The following is a 16,251-nucleotide window of genomic DNA, read 5'->3' as shown; positions in this document are numbered from 1 at the left end:
GAACAATAACCATGGGCGATTTCTACCAGAACGGCATAATCACGACCCTGCACAATCTCTCCCAGCGACCCCTGGACGACCTCGAACGGGAGCTGACCGAATTCTCCCGCGAGCGCCCGCTGGGCCTGATCCTGCCCTCGCTCTACTCCGAACTTGAAGGTGATGCGCTGCCGGCGATGCTCAGGGAACTGGCCCCGGCGTCCTATCTCTCGCAAATCGTGATCGGCCTGGATCGGGCCGATGAGGCGCAGTACCGCAGTGCACTGCAGTTTTTTGACCAGTTGCCCCAGCATCACCGGGTGCTGTGGAATGACGGGCCGCGACTGAAGGCCCTGGATGCCCAGTTGCGCGAGCAGGACCTCGCGCCCAGGGAGATGGGCAAGGGGCGCAACGTCTGGTACTGCATGGGCTACTCGCTGGCGTCCGGCCGGGCCGAATCCATCGCCCTGCACGACTGCGACATCACCACCTACAAGCGTTCATTGCTGGCGCGTCTGATATACCCGGTTGCCCACCCGCGTTTCAATTACGAATTCTGCAAGGGTTACTACGCCCGCGTCGCCGACGGCAAAATCAACGGCCGGGTCAGCCGCCTGCTGGTTACACCGCTGCTGCGGGCGCTGAAGAAAATTCTCGGGGAGATGGAATACATCGACTACATGGACAGTTTCCGCTACCCCCTGGCCGGCGAGTTCTCCTTCCGCCGCGATGTGCTCAACGACATCCGGATTCCGAGCGACTGGGGGCTCGAAGTGGGGGTGTTGTCGGAGATGTATCGCAACTTCGCCAATAACCGGCTCTGTCAGGCCGATATCGCCGATGTCTATGACCACAAGCACCAGGACCTGTCTGCGGGCAACGACCAGGGCGGTCTGTCAAAGATGTCTATCGATATCTCCAAGGCGCTGTTCCGCAAGCTGGCGACCCGCGGAGTGACCTTCAATACCGAGATGTTCCGCTCACTCAAGGCGACCTATTACCGGATTGCCCTGGATTTCGTCGAGACCTACCATAACGATGCCGTGATGAACGGCCTGTCGCTGGATATCCACGCCGAGGAACAGGCGGTCGAACTGTTTGCGGAAAACATCATGAAAGCGGGAGAAGCGTTCCTCGACCGGCCGATGGAGCGCCCTTTCATTCCCAGTTGGAGCCGGGTTATCAGCGCCATCCCCGATGTGCTGCAGCAATTGCGTGAAGCGGTGGAGGCGGATCACGAGGAATTCGGTCAGCAATCCAGGAGACGCAATGTCGCAGCCAACTGACACTGCCACGCAACTGTTGGACCGGGTGCAACTGCACCTGGAAACGATTTACCACGCAACGCCCCTGGGCCAGTCCATGGCGGAACTGGCGCAGGAGATCCTGCAGGTCATGCGCCTCGAGGACTGCGAGTCCACGCCTGAGCCGCATGTCAATTACTGGAGCCAGCGTGACGCCATTGTGATCAGCTATGGCGACAGCCTGCTGAGCGAGGATGAAAAACCGCTGGTTACCCTGAAGTCCTTCCTCGACGCCCACGGCGAGGGGGTGGTAACCGGTGTGCATATACTGCCCTTCTATCCCTGGAGTTCCGACGACGGCTTCGCGGTGCTGGATTACTCCTCGGTCAACGAGTTCCTCGGCGACTGGAATGACATCCAGGCAATCGCCGCGGACTACGACCTGATGGCGGACCTGGTGATCAACCACTGTTCCAGCCGCAGCCTGTGGTTCGAGAATTTCATCCGCGGCATGGATCCCGGGCGGGATTACTTCTACACGGTCGAACCCGATGCCGACCTGCGCGACGTCGTCCGGCCGCGCACCTCCCCGCTGTTGCGGGAGGTGGATACCGCGGAGGGCATCAAGTACGTCTGGTGTACCTTCAGCCATGACCAGGTGGACCTGGATTTCCGCAACCCCGAGGTGCTCAAGCAGTTTGTCTCCATCGTGCGCCTCTATCTGGACAACGGCGTGCGGGTGTTCCGCCTCGACGCGGTGGCCTTCCTCTGGAAAATCCCCGGCACCAACTGCCTCAATCTGGAGGAAACCCACGAGGTGGTGCGCCTGCTGCGCACCCTGGTCGAGTATGCGCAGCCCGGCACGCTGCTGATCACCGAGACCAACATCCCCAATCGGGAGAACCTCTCCTATTTCGGCAACGCCAACGAAGCCCACGCCATCTACAATTTCTCGCTGCCGCCGCTGCTGGTCAACACCCTGGTGACCGGCAACAACAGCCACTTCAAGACCTGGCTGATGAGCATGCCGCCGGCCCAGAACGGCACGTTCTATTTCAACTTCATCGCCTCCCACGACGGCATCGGGTTGCGCCCCGCCGAGGGGTTGTTGTCGGATGAGGAGTTGAGCGTACTGGTGGAGACCATGCAGCACTTCGGCGGGCACGTGTCCTTCCGGGCGCTGGAGAATGGCGAGAGCCGGCCCTACGAAATCAATATTTCGCTGTTCGATGCCCTGCAGGGCACGGTGGCCGGGCCGGATACCTGGGGCATCGACCGGTTTGTCTGCGCCCACGCCATCATGCTGGGCCTGGAGGGGGTGCCGGGCATCTACCTGCACAGCCTGCTCGGCACCCGCAACGATTACCCGCGGGTGGAGAATACCGGCCAGTACCGCAGCATCAACCGCCACCAGTGGAATTTCGCCGAACTGGAGGCCCTGCTGGCGCGGGAAGACACCACCCACGCCAGGGTATTCCGGCGGCTCAAGGACCTGCTGGCGATCCGCCAGCGGCAGGCGGCATTCCACCCCAACGCCACCCAGTTCACCCTGCACCTGGGGGAAAAGATCTGCGGCTTCTGGCGGCAGAGCATGGACCGGCGCCAGAGCATCTTCTGTATCAGTAACGTCAGCGCAGAAGTCCTGCCGCTGGCGCTGTCCGACATCAACCTGATCGGCACCGACGACTGGGTCGACCTGATCGCGGGCACCCACTTCCAGTCACGCGACGAGGTTCTGGAGATGCAGCCCTACCAGACCCTCTGGATTACCAACGCGGAGGATCACGCCGGCAAGCCGGGGCCCTGATCCGGGCGGGCCGGGCTGTGTTAAACTGCGCTCGCAGCGGGTCGGCTCGATAGCCGGCTGCGACCGCGCTACAGAATCATCGCAAGGAAGTTGCATACTATGATCATCAATCCCCGCGTTCGCGGTTTTCTCTGTACTACCACCCACCCGGCTGGCTGCGAAGCCAACGTCAGGAAACAGATCGACTACGTCGAGGCCCAGGGGCCGATATCCGACGGCCCCAGGCGCGTGCTGGTGATCGGCGCGTCTACCGGTTATGGCCTGGCCTCGCGGATCAGCGCGGCTTTCGCTGCGGGCGCGGCCACCCTCGGTATCTTCTTCGAGAAAGAGGGCACCGAGAAAAAGCCCGGTACTGCCGGCTGGTATAACTCGGCGGCCTTCCACAAGTTTGCCGATGAGAAGGGCCTGTACGCCAAAAGCATCAACGGCGACGCCTTCTCCGACGAGATCAAGCAGAAGACCATCGACACCATCAAGGCCGACCTCGGCCAGGTCGACCTGGTGGTCTACAGCCTTGCGGCGCCGCGCCGCCAGCACCCGGTTACCGGCGTGATCCACAATTCGACCCTGAAGCCGATCGGCAAGGACGCGGTGCAAAAAGGCGTCAACACCGACAAGGAAGAGGTCCAGGACTTCCATCTCGAGGCCGCCAGCCAGGAGGAAATCGACAACACCGTCGCGGTCATGGGCGGCGAGGACTGGCAGATGTGGATCGAGGCGCTGGACGATGCCGGCGTACTGGCCGACGGCGCCAAGACAGTCGCCTATACCTATATTGGTGAAAAACTGACCTGGGATATCTACTGGCACGGCACGATCGGCGCGGCCAAGAAGGACCTCGACAAGCGGGTCGTGGCGATTCGCGAGCGACTGGCGGCGAAGGGCGGTGATGCCCGGGTCTCCGTGCTCAAGGCGGTTGTGACCCAGGCCAGCGCGGCCATTCCCGCCATGCCGATCTACCTCGCCCTGCTGTTCAAGGTCATGAAGGAACGGGGTGTGCACGAGGGCTGCATCGAGCAGGTCGACGGCCTGTTCCGGGAATCCCTCTACAACGCCAACCCCTACCTCGACGACGAGGGGCGCCTGCGCGCCGACCGCAAGGAACTGGACCCGGAAGTGCAGGCCGCCGTGGCCGACCTGTGGCAGGACATCAATACCGACACCCTGAAACAACTGTCGGACTTCGAGGGCTACCGCCGCGAATTCCTGCAGCTGTTCGGTTTCGAGGTGGAAGGTGTGGATTACGAAGCCGACGTCGACCCGGTAGTGCCGATCACGCACATGGTGTAAGCCGTGCTGGAACACGGCGTGCCCTTGCAGTTGTCACCGCGGGTACGGCGTATCGTCGCGCCCAATCCGGGCGTGATGACCGGGCCGGGAACCAACACCTACCTGGTGGGAGACGACGAGGTGGCGGTGATCGACCCCGGTCCCGCCATCGCCTCCCACATCGACGCGATCCTCGCTGCCGCCGGCGGCAGGTTGCGCTGGATATTCTGTACCCACACTCACCGCGACCACTCGCCCGCGGCGCTGCCACTGGCCGAGGCCAGCGGAGCGCAGGTGCTGGGCGCCCTGCCTGAAGATCGCATCGCCCAGGACGAGACGTTCCGCCCCGACCTCGAACTGCGCCAGGACGACCTGTTCCAGACCGGGGAATTCCGCCTGCGCGCGGTACACACGCCCGGTCACGTCAGCAACCATTTCTGCTTCCTGCTGGAAGAGGAGGGCATGCTGTTTGCTGGTGACCACGTCATGAATGGCTCCACGGTGGTGATCATTCCGCCGAGCGGCGACATGCAGGCCTACATCGCCTCCCTGCAGCGCCTGCTGCAGTACCCGCTGCGCAGCATCGCGCCCGGGCACGGAGATCTCATCCGTGATGCGCAGGCGGAGATCGAGGGCCTGGTGGCCCACCGCCTGAAACGCGAGGACAAGGTGCTCGCCGGCCTGCACACCACCGGTCGCTGTCATGTCAACGAACTGGTGCAGGTGGTGTACGACGACGTCGACAGCAGCCTGCACAAGATTGCCGTGCTGTCCCTGACTGCCCACCTGATCAAGTTGCGGCAGGAGGGACGGGTGGTTTTATGCTCGGTGGAAGAACACTGGGAAATCACCACGGAGGGTGGGCCGGGCTCCCGATAAGCGCGGAACCCTGTGCTACAATGGCGCCGGTTCGGGCGTTCGGGGCAGAAATGCACGCCCGTAATTTTCCTGACCTTTCGGGTGGGGCATGAAGAAAATCGGCGAATTGCTGGTCGAGCAGGGCAAGATTTCAGAACGCGATCTGGAACGCACCCTACTCGCCCAGGGCGAGATGGGCGAGATGTTTGGCCAGGTCCTGGTCAAGCTGGGCCTGGTATCCGAGCTGGATTTCGCCCAGGCCCTGAGCGCGCAGCTGGATATCCCGCTCTGCGCGCAGGGTGACTACCCCGAAGAGGCGCTGCAACTGGAAGGCCTGGCCCTGGACTTCATGTTCAGCAATGCGCTGGTGCCGATCCGCGCCGACGACAGCGGCGTCGCCTTCGCCGCGACCGTGCCCCAGGATCCTTTCCTCAGCAAAGCGCTGCGCATGGCGCTGGACCGCCCGGTGTCGGTATTGCTCGGCCTGGAAAGCGATATCAATCGCGCCCTGCAGGCCTACGCCGGCGGCGCTGAAGAGGGTGGCGAAGACGAACTGCTGGACCAGTTCGCCGGCCAGTCCGACGACGAGTTCATCGAGCACCTGCGCGACCTCGCCAGCGAGGCGCCGGTCATCCGCCTGGTCAACCAGATCATTCACCGGGCGCTGGACCTCTCCGCCTCGGATATCCATATCGAACCCTTCGAGGACGGCCTGCACCTGCGCTACCGGGTGGACGGTGTGCTGCAGGAATACCCGGACGCACCCGCCGCCAGCCTGCGCGCGGCCATCGCCTCGCGGATCAAGCTGCTTTCGCACATGAATATCGCCGAGTCGCGGCTGCCCCAGGACGGCCGTATCATGACCCGGGTCAAGGGGCACGAGCTGGACCTGCGGGTATCCACCATCCCCACGGTGCACGGTGAGAGCATCGTCATGCGGGTGCTGGACCGGGAGAGCATCCGCCTCAGCCTGCCTGACATGGGCTTCAGTGACGACACCCTGCGCAAGTACCAGGAGCTGCTGGCCCGGCCGCACGGCGTATTGCTGGTGACCGGTCCCACCGGTTCCGGCAAGACCACCACGCTGTATGCCTCGCTGGCGTCCCTCGATTCGGACCGGCTCAAGATCATTACCGTGGAAGACCCGGTGGAATACCAGCTGCAGGGGGTGAACCAGATCCAGGTGCAGTCGCAGATCGACCTCACCTTTGCCCGCGCCCTGCGCTCCATCCTGCGCCAGGACCCCGACATCATCATGATCGGCGAGATGCGCGACACCGAAACCGCGCAGATCGGCGTGCAGTCGGCGCTCACCGGCCACCTGGTGCTCTCCACCCTGCACACCAATACCGCCGCCGGTGCGATCACCCGCCTCGAGGACATGGGTATCGAACGCTACCTGATTACCTCCTCGGTAAATGGCGTGCTCGCCCAGCGCCTGGTGCGCACCCTGTGCGCGGAGTGCAAGCAACCGGTGGAGCTTGCACCCGAGGCGATGCAGCGGATCGGTATCGCGCCCTTCATGCCCGCGGGCCGCAGCACCGTCTACCGGGCCGAGGGCTGCGAGCACTGTATGCACACCGGTTACCGCGGGCGCACCTCGATCCACGAGCTGTTCGCCCTGGACGAAACCATGCAGCGGGTGGTGATGGGAGGCGCGGACGCCGGCGTCCTGCACGGCGCTGCGCGCCGGCAGGGCATGATCACGCTGTTCGAGGACGGCCTGCGCAAGGTCGCCGCCGGGCAGACCTCACTGGAGGAAGTGCTGCGGGTTACCCAGGACCAGAGCGAGGAGCAGCCGTCGTCGCCGGTGGGCGTCGAGGCCGCTTTCGACCAACAGGTGTCCGCCTGATCCATGGCTGCGTTCAGTTACCGGGCAGTCAGGCGCGACGGCAAGGCCGTCGAGGGCGTCATCGAAGCGGAGGGCCAGGAGCTCGCGTCGCGCCAGTTGCGCGCCCAGGGCCTGACCCTGCTGAAACTGGAACAGGGCGGGAGTGCCGCCGCCAGCGGCAGGGATGCCGGCAAGCCGCCCGGTCGGCAGGCGGTGTTGTCCATGACCTCCGAGCTGGCGGTGTTGCTGCGCGCTGGCCTGCCGCTGGATCGGGCGCTCAAGGTGCTGATCGACATGGCCGCCGAGCCCTCCCTGCATAACCTGCTCAATGACCTGCTGGCCGCCGTCAAGGGTGGCAAGCCGCTGTCGGATGCGCTGGCCCAGCACGAGCGGGTGTTTGGCGGCTTCTATATCAACATGGTGCGCTCCGGCGAGGCCAGTGGCCAGTTGTCGGCGGTGCTCGATCGCCTGGTTGAATACCTGGAGAATGCCCGCGCCAACCGCGACAGCGTGATGTCGGCGCTGATTTACCCGAGTATTCTCGCGGTGGTCGCCTCGCTGGCGATCGCCCTCATGCTGGGTTTTGTGGTTCCCCAGTTCGAGAGCCTGTTCGAGGACATGGGCGATGCCCTGCCAGTGCTGACCCGCATGGTTCTCGATGTGTCCGAGGTCATCAAGGCGTGGTGGTGGCTGCTGGCGCTGCTCCTGTTTGGTGGCGTGCTGGCCTTCCGCAACTGGTCATCAACCGAGCAGGGGCGTTTGTCGCTGGACCGGCGGATGTTGGGCCTGCCCTTCGCCGGGCCTATCGTATTCGAGTTCGAAGTGGCAAAATTCGCCCGCACCACGGGAACTCTGCTGGGCAATGGTGTGTCTTTGTTGAAAGCGATTTCCATTGCCATCGAAACCGTGGACAACCGGGTACTGCGGCAGTCGTTGCAAGTATTGCCACCGGCGGTAAAAGCCGGCAAGCGCATGTCCGTGGCGCTGGACGAAACCGGCATGTTTACGCCGATGGTCGTGCAGATGGTGCGGGTCGGTGAAGAATCCGGCAGTTTGGACAAGATGATGCTGGAACTGGCCGACGTATTCGACCAGCATGTGCAGTCCGGAATAAAACGCGGACTGGCCCTGTTGGAACCGGTACTGATTTTATCCATGGGCCTGATAATAGCGATAATCATGATCGCGATCCTGACGGGGATACTCTCGGTCAACAATCTGGCGATGTAGCCAGCTATTTTTTACTCAGCCGGTGCAGGGTGATGCGCCGGCGCAAGGAACGGCAAATGTATTTGAAGCAGAAAAGAGCGCCCGCGGCACGACGCAATTCCGGTTTTACCCTGATGGAGCTGCTGGTGGTACTCGCGATCCTCGGCTTGCTGGCCGGGCTGGTGGGTCCCCAGGTGCTCAACACCCTGGGCGGGGCCAAGACCAAGACCGCGGGTATCCAGATTCGCGACCTCGAACAGGCCCTCGAGATGTACAAGCTGGATGTCGGTCGCTACCCCTCCACTGCCCAGGGCCTGCAGTCCCTGGTGGAAAAGCCCGCCGATGCTTCTGGCTGGAATGGTCCCTACCTGAAATCCGGTGTACCGCTGGACCCCTGGAGCCGTGAGTACCACTACAAGTATCCCGGCGAGCACGGGGAGCTGGACGTATTCACCTATGGCCAGAACGGGGCGCCGGGTGGTGATGGTGAAGATCGGGATGTGGGTAACTGGGATCGCTGAGCCGGCCGGCCGCTGTCCCGGGAGCCGCATTGTTCTGCACAACTCCCCTGCCATCCGGGAGCGGGGATTCACGCTCCTCGAAATAATGGTGGCTATTGCGGTCGTCGCCCTGTTGCTGGCCGTTTCGATTCCCGGCACCCAGCGCATGTACCAGTCCATGCAGTACCGCGAGTCGCTGCGCGACGCGCTGGCGATTTTCACCGAAGCGCGGCGCGAGGCCCTCGACAGCGGCAGGGCGCAGGACGTGGAAATTGAACCGGCCAGCCGCAGCATCAGCCTCAACCAGCATCGCCAGCAATTGCCCGAAGGTTTCTCCCTCGGGGTGACCGCGGCCGGGGAATTGATGCGCCAGGGAATAGCGGTTATCCGCTTCTATCCCGAGGGCGGTTCGACAGGGGGGGATGTGGAAATCACTGCACCCTCGGGGCAGACCACGCGCCTGACCGTTGACTGGCTCATGGGCAGTGTCAGGCAGAGTACTGATGGGTAATTCCTTTGTCGCCACAAGCGCAGCCGGGACACGCCAGCGTGGATTCTCCCTGCTGGAAATGGTGGTCGCCATCGCCATCCTCGGCCTGACGCTCGGGGCGCTGTACCAGGCCGCCGGCGGCGCAACACGCAATGTCCGGACTTCCGAACGCTACGCCTATGGTGTCGAGCTGGCGCGCTCGCTGCTCGCGCAGAACCAGTTGGTGCCCGCTGGCGGGGTCAGCGACGCGGGCAAGACCGCGGGTGGCTTCGAGTGGCGGGTCCAGTCGGTGCCGCACCCGCTGCAGCGCGGCCAGCTGGGCAATTTCCACTTGCACGATATCGAGATCGGTGTCGCCTGGTTTGACGGCAGCAAGCGCAAGGAGGTTGTGCTCAACTCCGTGGTGGAGGCGAGGTCCGATGGCCGCTGAAAGCGCTCGCGGTTTTACCCTGGTGGAAGTGATGGTCGCCCTCGTGGTGCTATCGCTGGTATTGCTCGGTGCCGTGACCGGAATGCGCACCCTGGGGAATACCCAGGCCTCCCTGCAGCGGGTCACCGACAGGGTGGATGAGATGCGCACCGTCAGCAGTTTCCTGCGGGATCTGCTCGACTCGGCGGTGGTGGGCAGTAACACCGGCGGGTTGACGCTCGGTGGGGGCGTACAGGATTCCACCTATTTTCGCGCTGGAGATGGTTATCTGGAATGGAAGACGCGGATACTTTTCGGCGAATCCTTCGGCGGCAGTTACGTTGTACGCCTGGCCCGTGAAGACGATCAACTGATGTTGCGCTGGCTGGGGCCGCTGCAGGTGCTCGCCACCGATGTGCAGTGGGAGAAAGCGCCCTCACGCACCCTGGTATCCGGGGTGGAAGAATTCTCCGTGGATGTGCGCAAGGAATTCGACAGCGACTGGATATCTGACTGGGAGGAAACCAGTCTCTCCCCGGCGCTGGTGAGGCTGAATATCAAGGCGAAGGATCGGTTCTGGCCCGAACTGATCGCGGCGGTGCCGCGATGAAAGCGCAGCAGCGGGGTGTAGCGCTGGCGATTGTGGTCTGGTTTCTGGCGGCCATGGCGCTGTTGGTGGCGGGAATCGTTGCCCATGCGCGTATTGAAACTGGAGGAGCCCAGCTGCATCTCGCCCGGGCCAAGGCAGTCGCGGCGGGTGATGGCGCGATGGTTCTGGCGATGCTGGATCGATCCGGAGGGTTTCAGTCCAGTGCCGATGCGCCGCTGGTCTCGGAGTCGCTGCAGCGCGTCGGCGACCTCGATGTCCGGGTGCGTATTTACCCGAGTGAGGGCTTTGTCGACCTCAATTCGGCCCCGGCTGAAATTCTTGCCGCCCTGTTCCAGTATGCTGCCAAACTACCGCCCGCCAATGAGCAGGAACTGGCAAACAATGTGGTACAGTGGCGCGATCTTAGATCACAGCGCAGGTCGGTTGATGAACCGCAGCGTTTCTACTCGCTTGAAGACCTGTTGCGGGTGGATGGGGTGACGCGGACGCTGGTCGACGGCATTCGGGATTTTGTTATCCCCGGCGACTGGGTGCGCGGCGGAGTAGACTGGAGCGCAGCGCCGCAGGAATTGTTTGCGCTACTGCAGAGTGTCAGTCCTGAATTGGCTGAAAAGGCGCAGCGTCGTCGTGAGGTCCTGTCGAGTGGCGGGGGGAAGCAGGGCGGCTTTGAGGTCGGCGGGAGCTCTACTTACCGTGTCGATGCGCTGGTTGAATATGGCGGACGTACCTGGTTGCGCCGGCGCTGGATGCGGCTGGGGTCAAGCCGGGATTCGTCGCTGCCCTGGGTGATATTGCGCAACGAAGCGCCCCGGGTAGTAAGCGGGGCAATATAAAATGGGGATAATCAATGCTTGAGTCGGGGCAGAACTGGGAACTGTTCGGCTACGATACCCGAAACCTGGGGCGGCAAATCACTGCGGCTTTCCGGGAGTTTATCTGGTCCTATGACTCTCCCCTGCGTGAGCGGCTCGACGAGGTTGTGTGCCTGCGCGATGGAGATCGCGAACAGCATTACCATGCGGGAAAGGCCTGTGAAGCAGCGCCTTCCCAGTGCAAGGCCGTCCTGCTGCCGGAAGATCTCGCGCTGACCCGTCAACTGCGTTTTCCATTGGCCGTTGAGGCGGAACTCGAAGGTGCGGTGGCCCTTGAAGCCGCCGCCAGCAGCCCCTTTGCCTCTGCAGATACCGGCGTTGGTTGGCAGGTGGCGTCGCGCGACGAGCAGTATCTCTACGTGCAACTGGTCATTGTCTCGCTGAGTGCCGCCATGACCTATATCAGCCATCACTACGGCAGTCACGACGCCCATGCCCAGGAGGTCTGGGTGCTTGCAGGTGAACGCCTGGTGGTGGTGCGGGGCTTTGGCGAAGCGGTGAGGGAACGCCTGTACCGGCAGCGGCTGCTCCGGGTGGTTTCGATGATCGGGGTCGCCGCGGCGCTGTTGTTCGTGCTCGTCCTGGCGGGAGCGGGGAGCAAGAAGTGGGAGCTGGAGCGACTGAGCGCGCTGGAGCAGACCACCCGGCAGGAAGCCGCCGAGGCGATGCGCCTGCGTTCGGTGGTGGGTGACTCCAATGAACTGATAGCGGCGGTCAACGAAATTTCCTCGCAGTACCCCAACCCGCACATGGAACTGGCGCGACTGACCCATCTGCTGGAAGACTCCGCCTATATCGATCGCCTGTCGATAGAGGGGCGCGAGATGGATATCCAGGGCAAGGCAGTGAACGCGGCGCAGATGATGGAGCTGCTCACCAAGCAGGACGCCTGGTCTGGAGTGACCGCGGGAAGCCCGATCCGCAAACTGCCCAACAGCAACCGGGAGCAGTTTCACCTGAAAATCCAGCGGGGGTTGGCCAGTGATTGACTGGGTCAAAACCCACCGTCGCAGCGCGGCTATTTGTGGTATCGCCCTGCTGGTGCCATTACTGTTGTACCTCAAGCTACTGAGTACAGCCTGGGGCTGGCGCGCCCAGTACAGTGACAGCATCGACAATATCGAGCCGCGACTCGCCCGGATGCGGGGCGTGCTGGAAGTGCAGGAGCAACTGCAGTCGCTGGCCCGGGATGCGCGACAACAGCGCGCGCGCCTGGTGTATCCCGCGACCACGGACCGGGCCGGGGTAGCGGCGTCGCTGCAATCCGAACTGCGTAAACTGATGGGCGATGCGGGCCTCACTGTGGCGGATAGCCAGGTGCTGCCGGTGCGTGAAGAGGAACGATTCGATTACATTGGCATCCGCCTTACGGTGTCCGGCGACATAGCCAGCCTGGACCAGGCGCTGGCGCAGCTGGCCCAGTTCAAGCCGCTGGTGATGGTGGAGTCGCTGGAAGTCTGGCCCGCCCGGCAGGGGCGTCGCAACAGTGATCCCGAGGCGCAGGACGCGACTGCCACCCTGCGCTTGCTGTCACTGAGGTCAGTGATATGAACAATCTGCTGAAGCGCTATCGCGATCAATCGGACCCACTGCGCACCGAGCGCGGTGTCGAACTGCTGGTAGTGGCGCTGGTCGTCCTGTTGCTGGCCCAATTGCTGTGGTCGGCGGCGCGACTGCTGTTTCCCGCAATGCCCGGGGCCGTGGAACCCACCGCGGACGCCATGCGGGTGGTGGCGGCCACTGCGGCGGAATTGCCTGGTGCCGAACAGCGCGCCGAAATCCGTAGCCGCCCGCTGTTCTGGGAAAGCCGCCGGTCGCTTGTAACCGAGGCGGAACCCGAGCCGGTTCAGGTGGTCGAGGACAAACCGGCGGAAGTCAGACTGGGCAAGATCAGGGATGTTACCTTGACCGGTGTTTTTGGCAGCGGAAAGTCGGCTGGTATCATTTACCTTGCCAAGGGCAAGGAGCGGCGGATCATGGTCGGCGAGTCGGTCAACGGGTGGACGCTCGATACCGTCGAACCCACCCGCGCAGTCTTCCAGGGCAATGGCAACACCGCGGAGCTGGACCTGAAGCAGGGCACTATCGAGTTTGTGGAAACTGCGCCGTCCGACTCCGGTAAAACGGGTGCGGCGACAGGTGAAAGCAGTAAAGCCGAACCAGAAAAGGAGCGAACCCTGACTCTTGGCGGGCGGCGCTAGCAATGTGGGACCGAAAAAATTGGGTAACAGGCCAACAGGAATGAAAACTCTTCGACTAGCATTTAGCGCGCTAGGTATCGCGATATTGAGCAGCTGCGCCTCGGTAGAGCAGAACACCACTGGCGCGCTGCCGGTGGGCAAGCAGGCAGAGCAGGAGTCGACTGCACCTGCGCTTGCCACCTCTGCGGAGGAGCTGGCCCGGCAAAAGGCTGCACAGTCGGAGGGCCGTGAAACGGTGCTCTACCGGGGAAGCGATCGCATGGTCAATCTGCCGGCGAAGCAGGAGCCGGTGAAATTCGTCGGTGACGATGTCAGCCTCAATTTTGAACAGGCGCCGCTCAGTGAGGTCACCCACGCGGTACTGGGGGATATCCTCAAGCTGGACTATGTGGTCGACCACCCGATCCAGGGCAAGGTAACACTGCGCACCCGCACGCCCATTCCCCGCGACCAGATTCTGGAAGTGCTGGAGTCCCTGCTCAAGTCCAACAACACGATCATAGTGCGGCGCGCCGATGGCCGCTATCTGGTGACCGGTGACAACCAGGGTTCGAAGCTCGCCCCCAGCCTGTCGAATCCGGGTGACCAGGGCGCAGGTTATTCAACGGTCATCGTGCCGCTGCAGTACATCAGCGCCGGTGCCATGGCGGAAATTCTTCGCCCGGTGGCGGAGGAGAGCGCCTTCGTGCGCATCGACAACGCCCGCAACCTGCTGATGCTGGCAGGTACCCGGGAGCAGATCGATGGCTGGCTGGATATGGTTGGCACCTTCGATGTCGACCAGCTCAAGGGTATGTCCGTGGGCCTGTTCCCGCTGGAGAACAGCAGTGTGGAAGAGGTGACTGCGGCCCTCGATGCAATGATGGGCGCCACGGAGGAAGGGGCCGGCATGCGCAACCTGATCCGCGTGGTGCCGGTGGAGCGCCTCAACAGCATTCTTATCGTCACACCGCGGGCGCACTACCTCGACAGCGTCCAGCAGTGGATCACCCGTCTCGATGACGCCCACCACTCGGAATACGACTCGCGCCTCTATGTCTACCCGGTGCAGAACACCACAGCAAAGCGCCTCGCTGAACTCCTGAACAGCATTTATGCCGGCGGCAGCGGTTCGACCCGCACCAGCGGCAGCGGGGTGGGCGATGCCGGTGGGGTGGCACCCGGCATGAGCGCCGAAAGTCTCGGCAGCAAGTCGGGCACTTCCGGCGCCAGCAGCAGCGCGGGCAGTTCCTCGGCGAATTTCCAGATGGACCAGGGCGGTCGCGAAGCGGTTGCCGATGTCCGCGTGGTGGCGGATGACGAAAACAATGCCCTGATGATCTACGCCTCGCCGATGCAGTACCGGATTATTGAAAGTGCGCTGAAGCAGCTGGATGTCGAGGCTACCCAGATACTGATCGAAGCCAGCATCATGGAAGTGTCGTTGACGGACCAGCTCCGCTACGGGCTGGAATGGACTTTCAATGGCGCCCTTGGGAATGGCTACGAGGGGATTGGAACTCTGGTAAACCAGGGTGACGCATCCGGGCCGTCCTCCGTGTTTCCGGGTTTCTCCTACGTTATATCCAGTGGCAGTGGCAACGTCAACGCGATACTGAATGCCCTGGCTTCAGATAGCTTGCTCAATATTATTTCCAGCCCCTCGGTGATGGTGCTGGATAACCAGTCTGCATACATTCACGTGGGATCGCAGGTGCCGATTATCGACTCCCAGACCGGCACGCTCGATTCGATCTCCAGTGGCAGCAACGACAATTTCAACCGGGTGACCCAGTCGATCACCTACAAGGACACCGGCGTCAAGCTGGAAGTGACACCCTCGGTCAATGCCGGCGGGCTGGTGACCATGGAGGTCAAGCAGTCGGTGACTGACGTCGGCACCATTGATGATGCCACCGGGCAGCGCAATTTCCTCGAGCGCAATATCCAGAGCAAGGTGGCAGTGCGCTCGGGCGAATCGGTGGTACTCGGCGGCCTGATCCAGGAAAACACCACCGAGGGCTCCCAGGGCCTGCCCTGGTTGCATGACATTCCCGTCCTGGGGTCGCTGTTCGGCGTGGATAACAGCACTTCCCGGCGTACGGAGTTGCTGGTGATCATCACCCCGCGGGCCCTCTACAATGCCCAGGAGCTGCGCGATGTGAGCAAGGAAATGCGCTCCAGGGTGCGCAACCTTGACCTGATCTCGGTGCCCCTGCCTGCAGCGAGCGTCCCCGCTGCGGCGCCCCCGGCAGGCGGGGCGGAATAACCCGCGCAGAATGACCTGCAACTGCAGTTATCTTCGGTAATTTTCACAGCCCGCAAACCCATTGTGCGGGTGAGGGGTCACAGGAGCTTCGCTGTTTCGGGCATGCGGTTGAGGCAATTGACCGCCAGCTGAGACCGATTTGCGCCGCTTGCGCGCGAGGCGCAGTCACGGTCACCGGGGCCGGGTACTTTCAATGCGGATTCTCCCGGTTTGCCAACGCATAGGAATTGCCCGGCGGGTCGCGTATAATCGCCGCCTTTCGGGCCTAAATAGGTAAGCAAAACAGTATGTTGCGAATTATGTTGTTGTCCCTGGTATTGCTGGTCAGTGCCTGTGGCAAATCCCCCGACTCGATGGTCGGAAGCGGGGATGCCTCCCGCGAAAAGCTGGAGCAGCGGGCGGAGGAGCGCTGGCGCGCCAGAATTGCACACGATTGGGGCAAAGCCTGGGAATACGAGTCTCCAGCGTTTCGAGAAGTTTTTCCTAAACAGCTGTATGTCAAAAAGTTTTCATATACAGCGAACTGGGAGTTGACAGGTTTGGAAGTCATTGAATATGATCCTGAGGCGGCTGTGGCGAGTGTGGTGGTCAGGGTCATGTCCAGGCCTACCAAACAAACTTCCGCAGCGGCTAGGGCCATAGGTGCTATGCAACGCGAACTGCACGAGAAGTGGATACTTGTCGACGGGGAGTGGTGGTTTAGCGCTGGCCAGTAGCTGTTGCG

Annotated in this window: 16 protein-coding genes; all 16 read left to right on the top strand. The window is 62.6% G+C overall.

The genetic code is table 11. The features are described from left to right. Positions 1 to 11: 11 nt before the first annotated feature. The 16 genes from ACNKU3_RS11270 (at position 12) to ACNKU3_RS11195 (ending at position 16,243) form a co-directional block, all read left to right on the top strand. Entirely contained in the window at positions 12 to 1,265 is a 1,254-nt protein-coding gene (locus ACNKU3_RS11270) for a glycosyl transferase (RefSeq protein ID WP_418259567.1), read from the top strand. Further along, positions 1,249 to 3,030, top strand: coding sequence for a sugar phosphorylase (locus tag ACNKU3_RS11265; RefSeq protein ID WP_418259566.1), 1,782 nt, complete (start codon positions 1,249 to 1,251; stop codon positions 3,028 to 3,030). The genes ACNKU3_RS11270 and ACNKU3_RS11265 overlap by 17 nt, the downstream gene beginning before the upstream one ends. A 99-nt stretch (positions 3,031 to 3,129) precedes the next feature. Beyond that, positions 3,130 to 4,320: an enoyl-ACP reductase FabV gene (gene fabV / locus ACNKU3_RS11260; RefSeq protein ID WP_418259565.1), complete on the top strand. Its 1,191-nt coding sequence runs from the start codon at positions 3,130 to 3,132 to the stop codon at positions 4,318 to 4,320. A 3-nt stretch (positions 4,321 to 4,323) separates the two neighbouring features. Then, positions 4,324 to 5,178 (top strand): MBL fold metallo-hydrolase, encoded by an 855-nt coding sequence (locus tag ACNKU3_RS11255; RefSeq protein WP_418259564.1) that lies wholly within the window; start codon positions 4,324 to 4,326, stop codon positions 5,176 to 5,178. An 88-nt stretch (positions 5,179 to 5,266) separates the two neighbouring features. Next, positions 5,267 to 7,009: a GspE/PulE family protein gene (locus ACNKU3_RS11250; RefSeq protein WP_418259563.1), complete on the top strand. Its 1,743-nt coding sequence runs from the start codon at positions 5,267 to 5,269 to the stop codon at positions 7,007 to 7,009. A gap of 3 nt (positions 7,010 to 7,012) precedes the next feature. Continuing rightward, positions 7,013 to 8,218: a type II secretion system F family protein gene (locus ACNKU3_RS11245; protein WP_418259562.1), complete on the top strand. Its 1,206-nt coding sequence runs from the start codon at positions 7,013 to 7,015 to the stop codon at positions 8,216 to 8,218. 62 nt (positions 8,219 to 8,280) lie between these two features. Further along, positions 8,281 to 8,718 carry a type II secretion system major pseudopilin GspG gene (gene gspG, locus ACNKU3_RS11240; protein WP_418259561.1) on the top strand — a complete coding sequence of 146 codons (438 nt, stop codon included), beginning with the start codon at positions 8,281 to 8,283 and terminating at the stop codon, positions 8,716 to 8,718. Beyond that, positions 8,654 to 9,208 carry a pilus assembly FimT family protein gene (locus ACNKU3_RS11235; protein ID WP_418259560.1) on the top strand — a complete coding sequence of 185 codons (555 nt, stop codon included), beginning with the start codon at positions 8,654 to 8,656 and terminating at the stop codon, positions 9,206 to 9,208. Before gspG ends, ACNKU3_RS11235 begins: the two co-directional genes overlap by 65 nt. Continuing rightward, positions 9,201 to 9,617: a type II secretion system protein gene (locus tag ACNKU3_RS11230; RefSeq protein ID WP_418259559.1), complete on the top strand. Its 417-nt coding sequence runs from the start codon at positions 9,201 to 9,203 to the stop codon at positions 9,615 to 9,617. Before ACNKU3_RS11235 ends, ACNKU3_RS11230 begins: the two co-directional genes overlap by 8 nt. Then, on the top strand, positions 9,607 to 10,206 hold the full coding sequence (locus ACNKU3_RS11225) for a prepilin-type N-terminal cleavage/methylation domain-containing protein (RefSeq protein WP_418259558.1): 600 nt from the start codon (positions 9,607 to 9,609) through the stop codon (positions 10,204 to 10,206). Before ACNKU3_RS11230 ends, ACNKU3_RS11225 begins: the two co-directional genes overlap by 11 nt. Next, entirely contained in the window at positions 10,203 to 11,039 is an 837-nt protein-coding gene (locus ACNKU3_RS11220; protein WP_418259557.1) for a hypothetical protein, read from the top strand. Before ACNKU3_RS11225 ends, ACNKU3_RS11220 begins: the two co-directional genes overlap by 4 nt. Positions 11,040 to 11,053: 14 nt before the next feature. Next, positions 11,054 to 12,067, top strand: coding sequence for a PilN domain-containing protein (locus ACNKU3_RS11215; protein WP_418259556.1), 1,014 nt, complete (start codon positions 11,054 to 11,056; stop codon positions 12,065 to 12,067). Beyond that, positions 12,060 to 12,629, top strand: a complete 570-nt coding sequence (gene gspM / locus ACNKU3_RS11210; protein WP_418259555.1) for a type II secretion system protein GspM — start codon at positions 12,060 to 12,062, stop codon at positions 12,627 to 12,629. Before ACNKU3_RS11215 ends, gspM begins: the two co-directional genes overlap by 8 nt. Further along, positions 12,626 to 13,279, top strand: coding sequence for a hypothetical protein (locus tag ACNKU3_RS11205; RefSeq protein ID WP_418259554.1), 654 nt, complete (start codon positions 12,626 to 12,628; stop codon positions 13,277 to 13,279). The genes gspM and ACNKU3_RS11205 overlap by 4 nt, the downstream gene beginning before the upstream one ends. Positions 13,280 to 13,364: 85 nt before the next feature. Continuing rightward, positions 13,365 to 15,527 (top strand): type II secretion system secretin GspD, encoded by a 2,163-nt coding sequence (gene gspD / locus ACNKU3_RS11200; RefSeq protein WP_418259553.1) that lies wholly within the window; start codon positions 13,365 to 13,367, stop codon positions 15,525 to 15,527. A gap of 287 nt (positions 15,528 to 15,814) precedes the next feature. Further along, complete coding sequence (locus tag ACNKU3_RS11195; RefSeq protein WP_418259552.1) at positions 15,815 to 16,243, top strand: hypothetical protein; 429 nt, start codon at positions 15,815 to 15,817, stop codon at positions 16,241 to 16,243. Positions 16,244 to 16,251 lie beyond the last annotated feature (8 nt).

It is taken from the genome of Haliea sp. E17, from assembly GCF_048323675.1.
In the GTDB taxonomy this organism is placed as follows: Bacteria; Pseudomonadota; Gammaproteobacteria; order Pseudomonadales; family Halieaceae; genus Mangrovimicrobium.
Note: the sequence above shows the minus strand (reverse complement) of the source record. Positions and strands in the feature narration are given on the sequence as shown.

What these genes read in the sequence shown, in the direction of transcription:
- fabV (WP_418259565.1), top strand. Translation starts at nt 3,130, where the DNA reads ATGATCATCAATCCCCGCGTTCGCGGTTTTCTCTGTACTACCACCCAC.
- ACNKU3_RS11230 (WP_418259559.1), top strand. Translation starts at nt 9,201, where the DNA reads ATGGGTAATTCCTTTGTCGCCACAAGCGCAGCCGGGACACGCCAGCGT.
- ACNKU3_RS11250 (WP_418259563.1), top strand. Translation starts at nt 5,267, where the DNA reads ATGAAGAAAATCGGCGAATTGCTGGTCGAGCAGGGCAAGATTTCAGAA.
- ACNKU3_RS11245 (WP_418259562.1), top strand. Translation starts at nt 7,013, where the DNA reads ATGGCTGCGTTCAGTTACCGGGCAGTCAGGCGCGACGGCAAGGCCGTC.
- ACNKU3_RS11225 (WP_418259558.1), top strand. Translation starts at nt 9,607, where the DNA reads ATGGCCGCTGAAAGCGCTCGCGGTTTTACCCTGGTGGAAGTGATGGTC.
- ACNKU3_RS11265 (WP_418259566.1), top strand. Translation starts at nt 1,249, where the DNA reads ATGTCGCAGCCAACTGACACTGCCACGCAACTGTTGGACCGGGTGCAA.
- ACNKU3_RS11235 (WP_418259560.1), top strand. Translation starts at nt 8,654, where the DNA reads ATGGCCAGAACGGGGCGCCGGGTGGTGATGGTGAAGATCGGGATGTGG.
- ACNKU3_RS11220 (WP_418259557.1), top strand. Translation starts at nt 10,203, where the DNA reads ATGAAAGCGCAGCAGCGGGGTGTAGCGCTGGCGATTGTGGTCTGGTTT.
- ACNKU3_RS11215 (WP_418259556.1), top strand. Translation starts at nt 11,054, where the DNA reads ATGCTTGAGTCGGGGCAGAACTGGGAACTGTTCGGCTACGATACCCGA.
- ACNKU3_RS11205 (WP_418259554.1), top strand. Translation starts at nt 12,626, where the DNA reads ATGAACAATCTGCTGAAGCGCTATCGCGATCAATCGGACCCACTGCGC.
- ACNKU3_RS11270 (WP_418259567.1), top strand. Translation starts at nt 12, where the DNA reads ATGGGCGATTTCTACCAGAACGGCATAATCACGACCCTGCACAATCTC.
- ACNKU3_RS11195 (WP_418259552.1), top strand. Translation starts at nt 15,815, where the DNA reads ATGTTGCGAATTATGTTGTTGTCCCTGGTATTGCTGGTCAGTGCCTGT.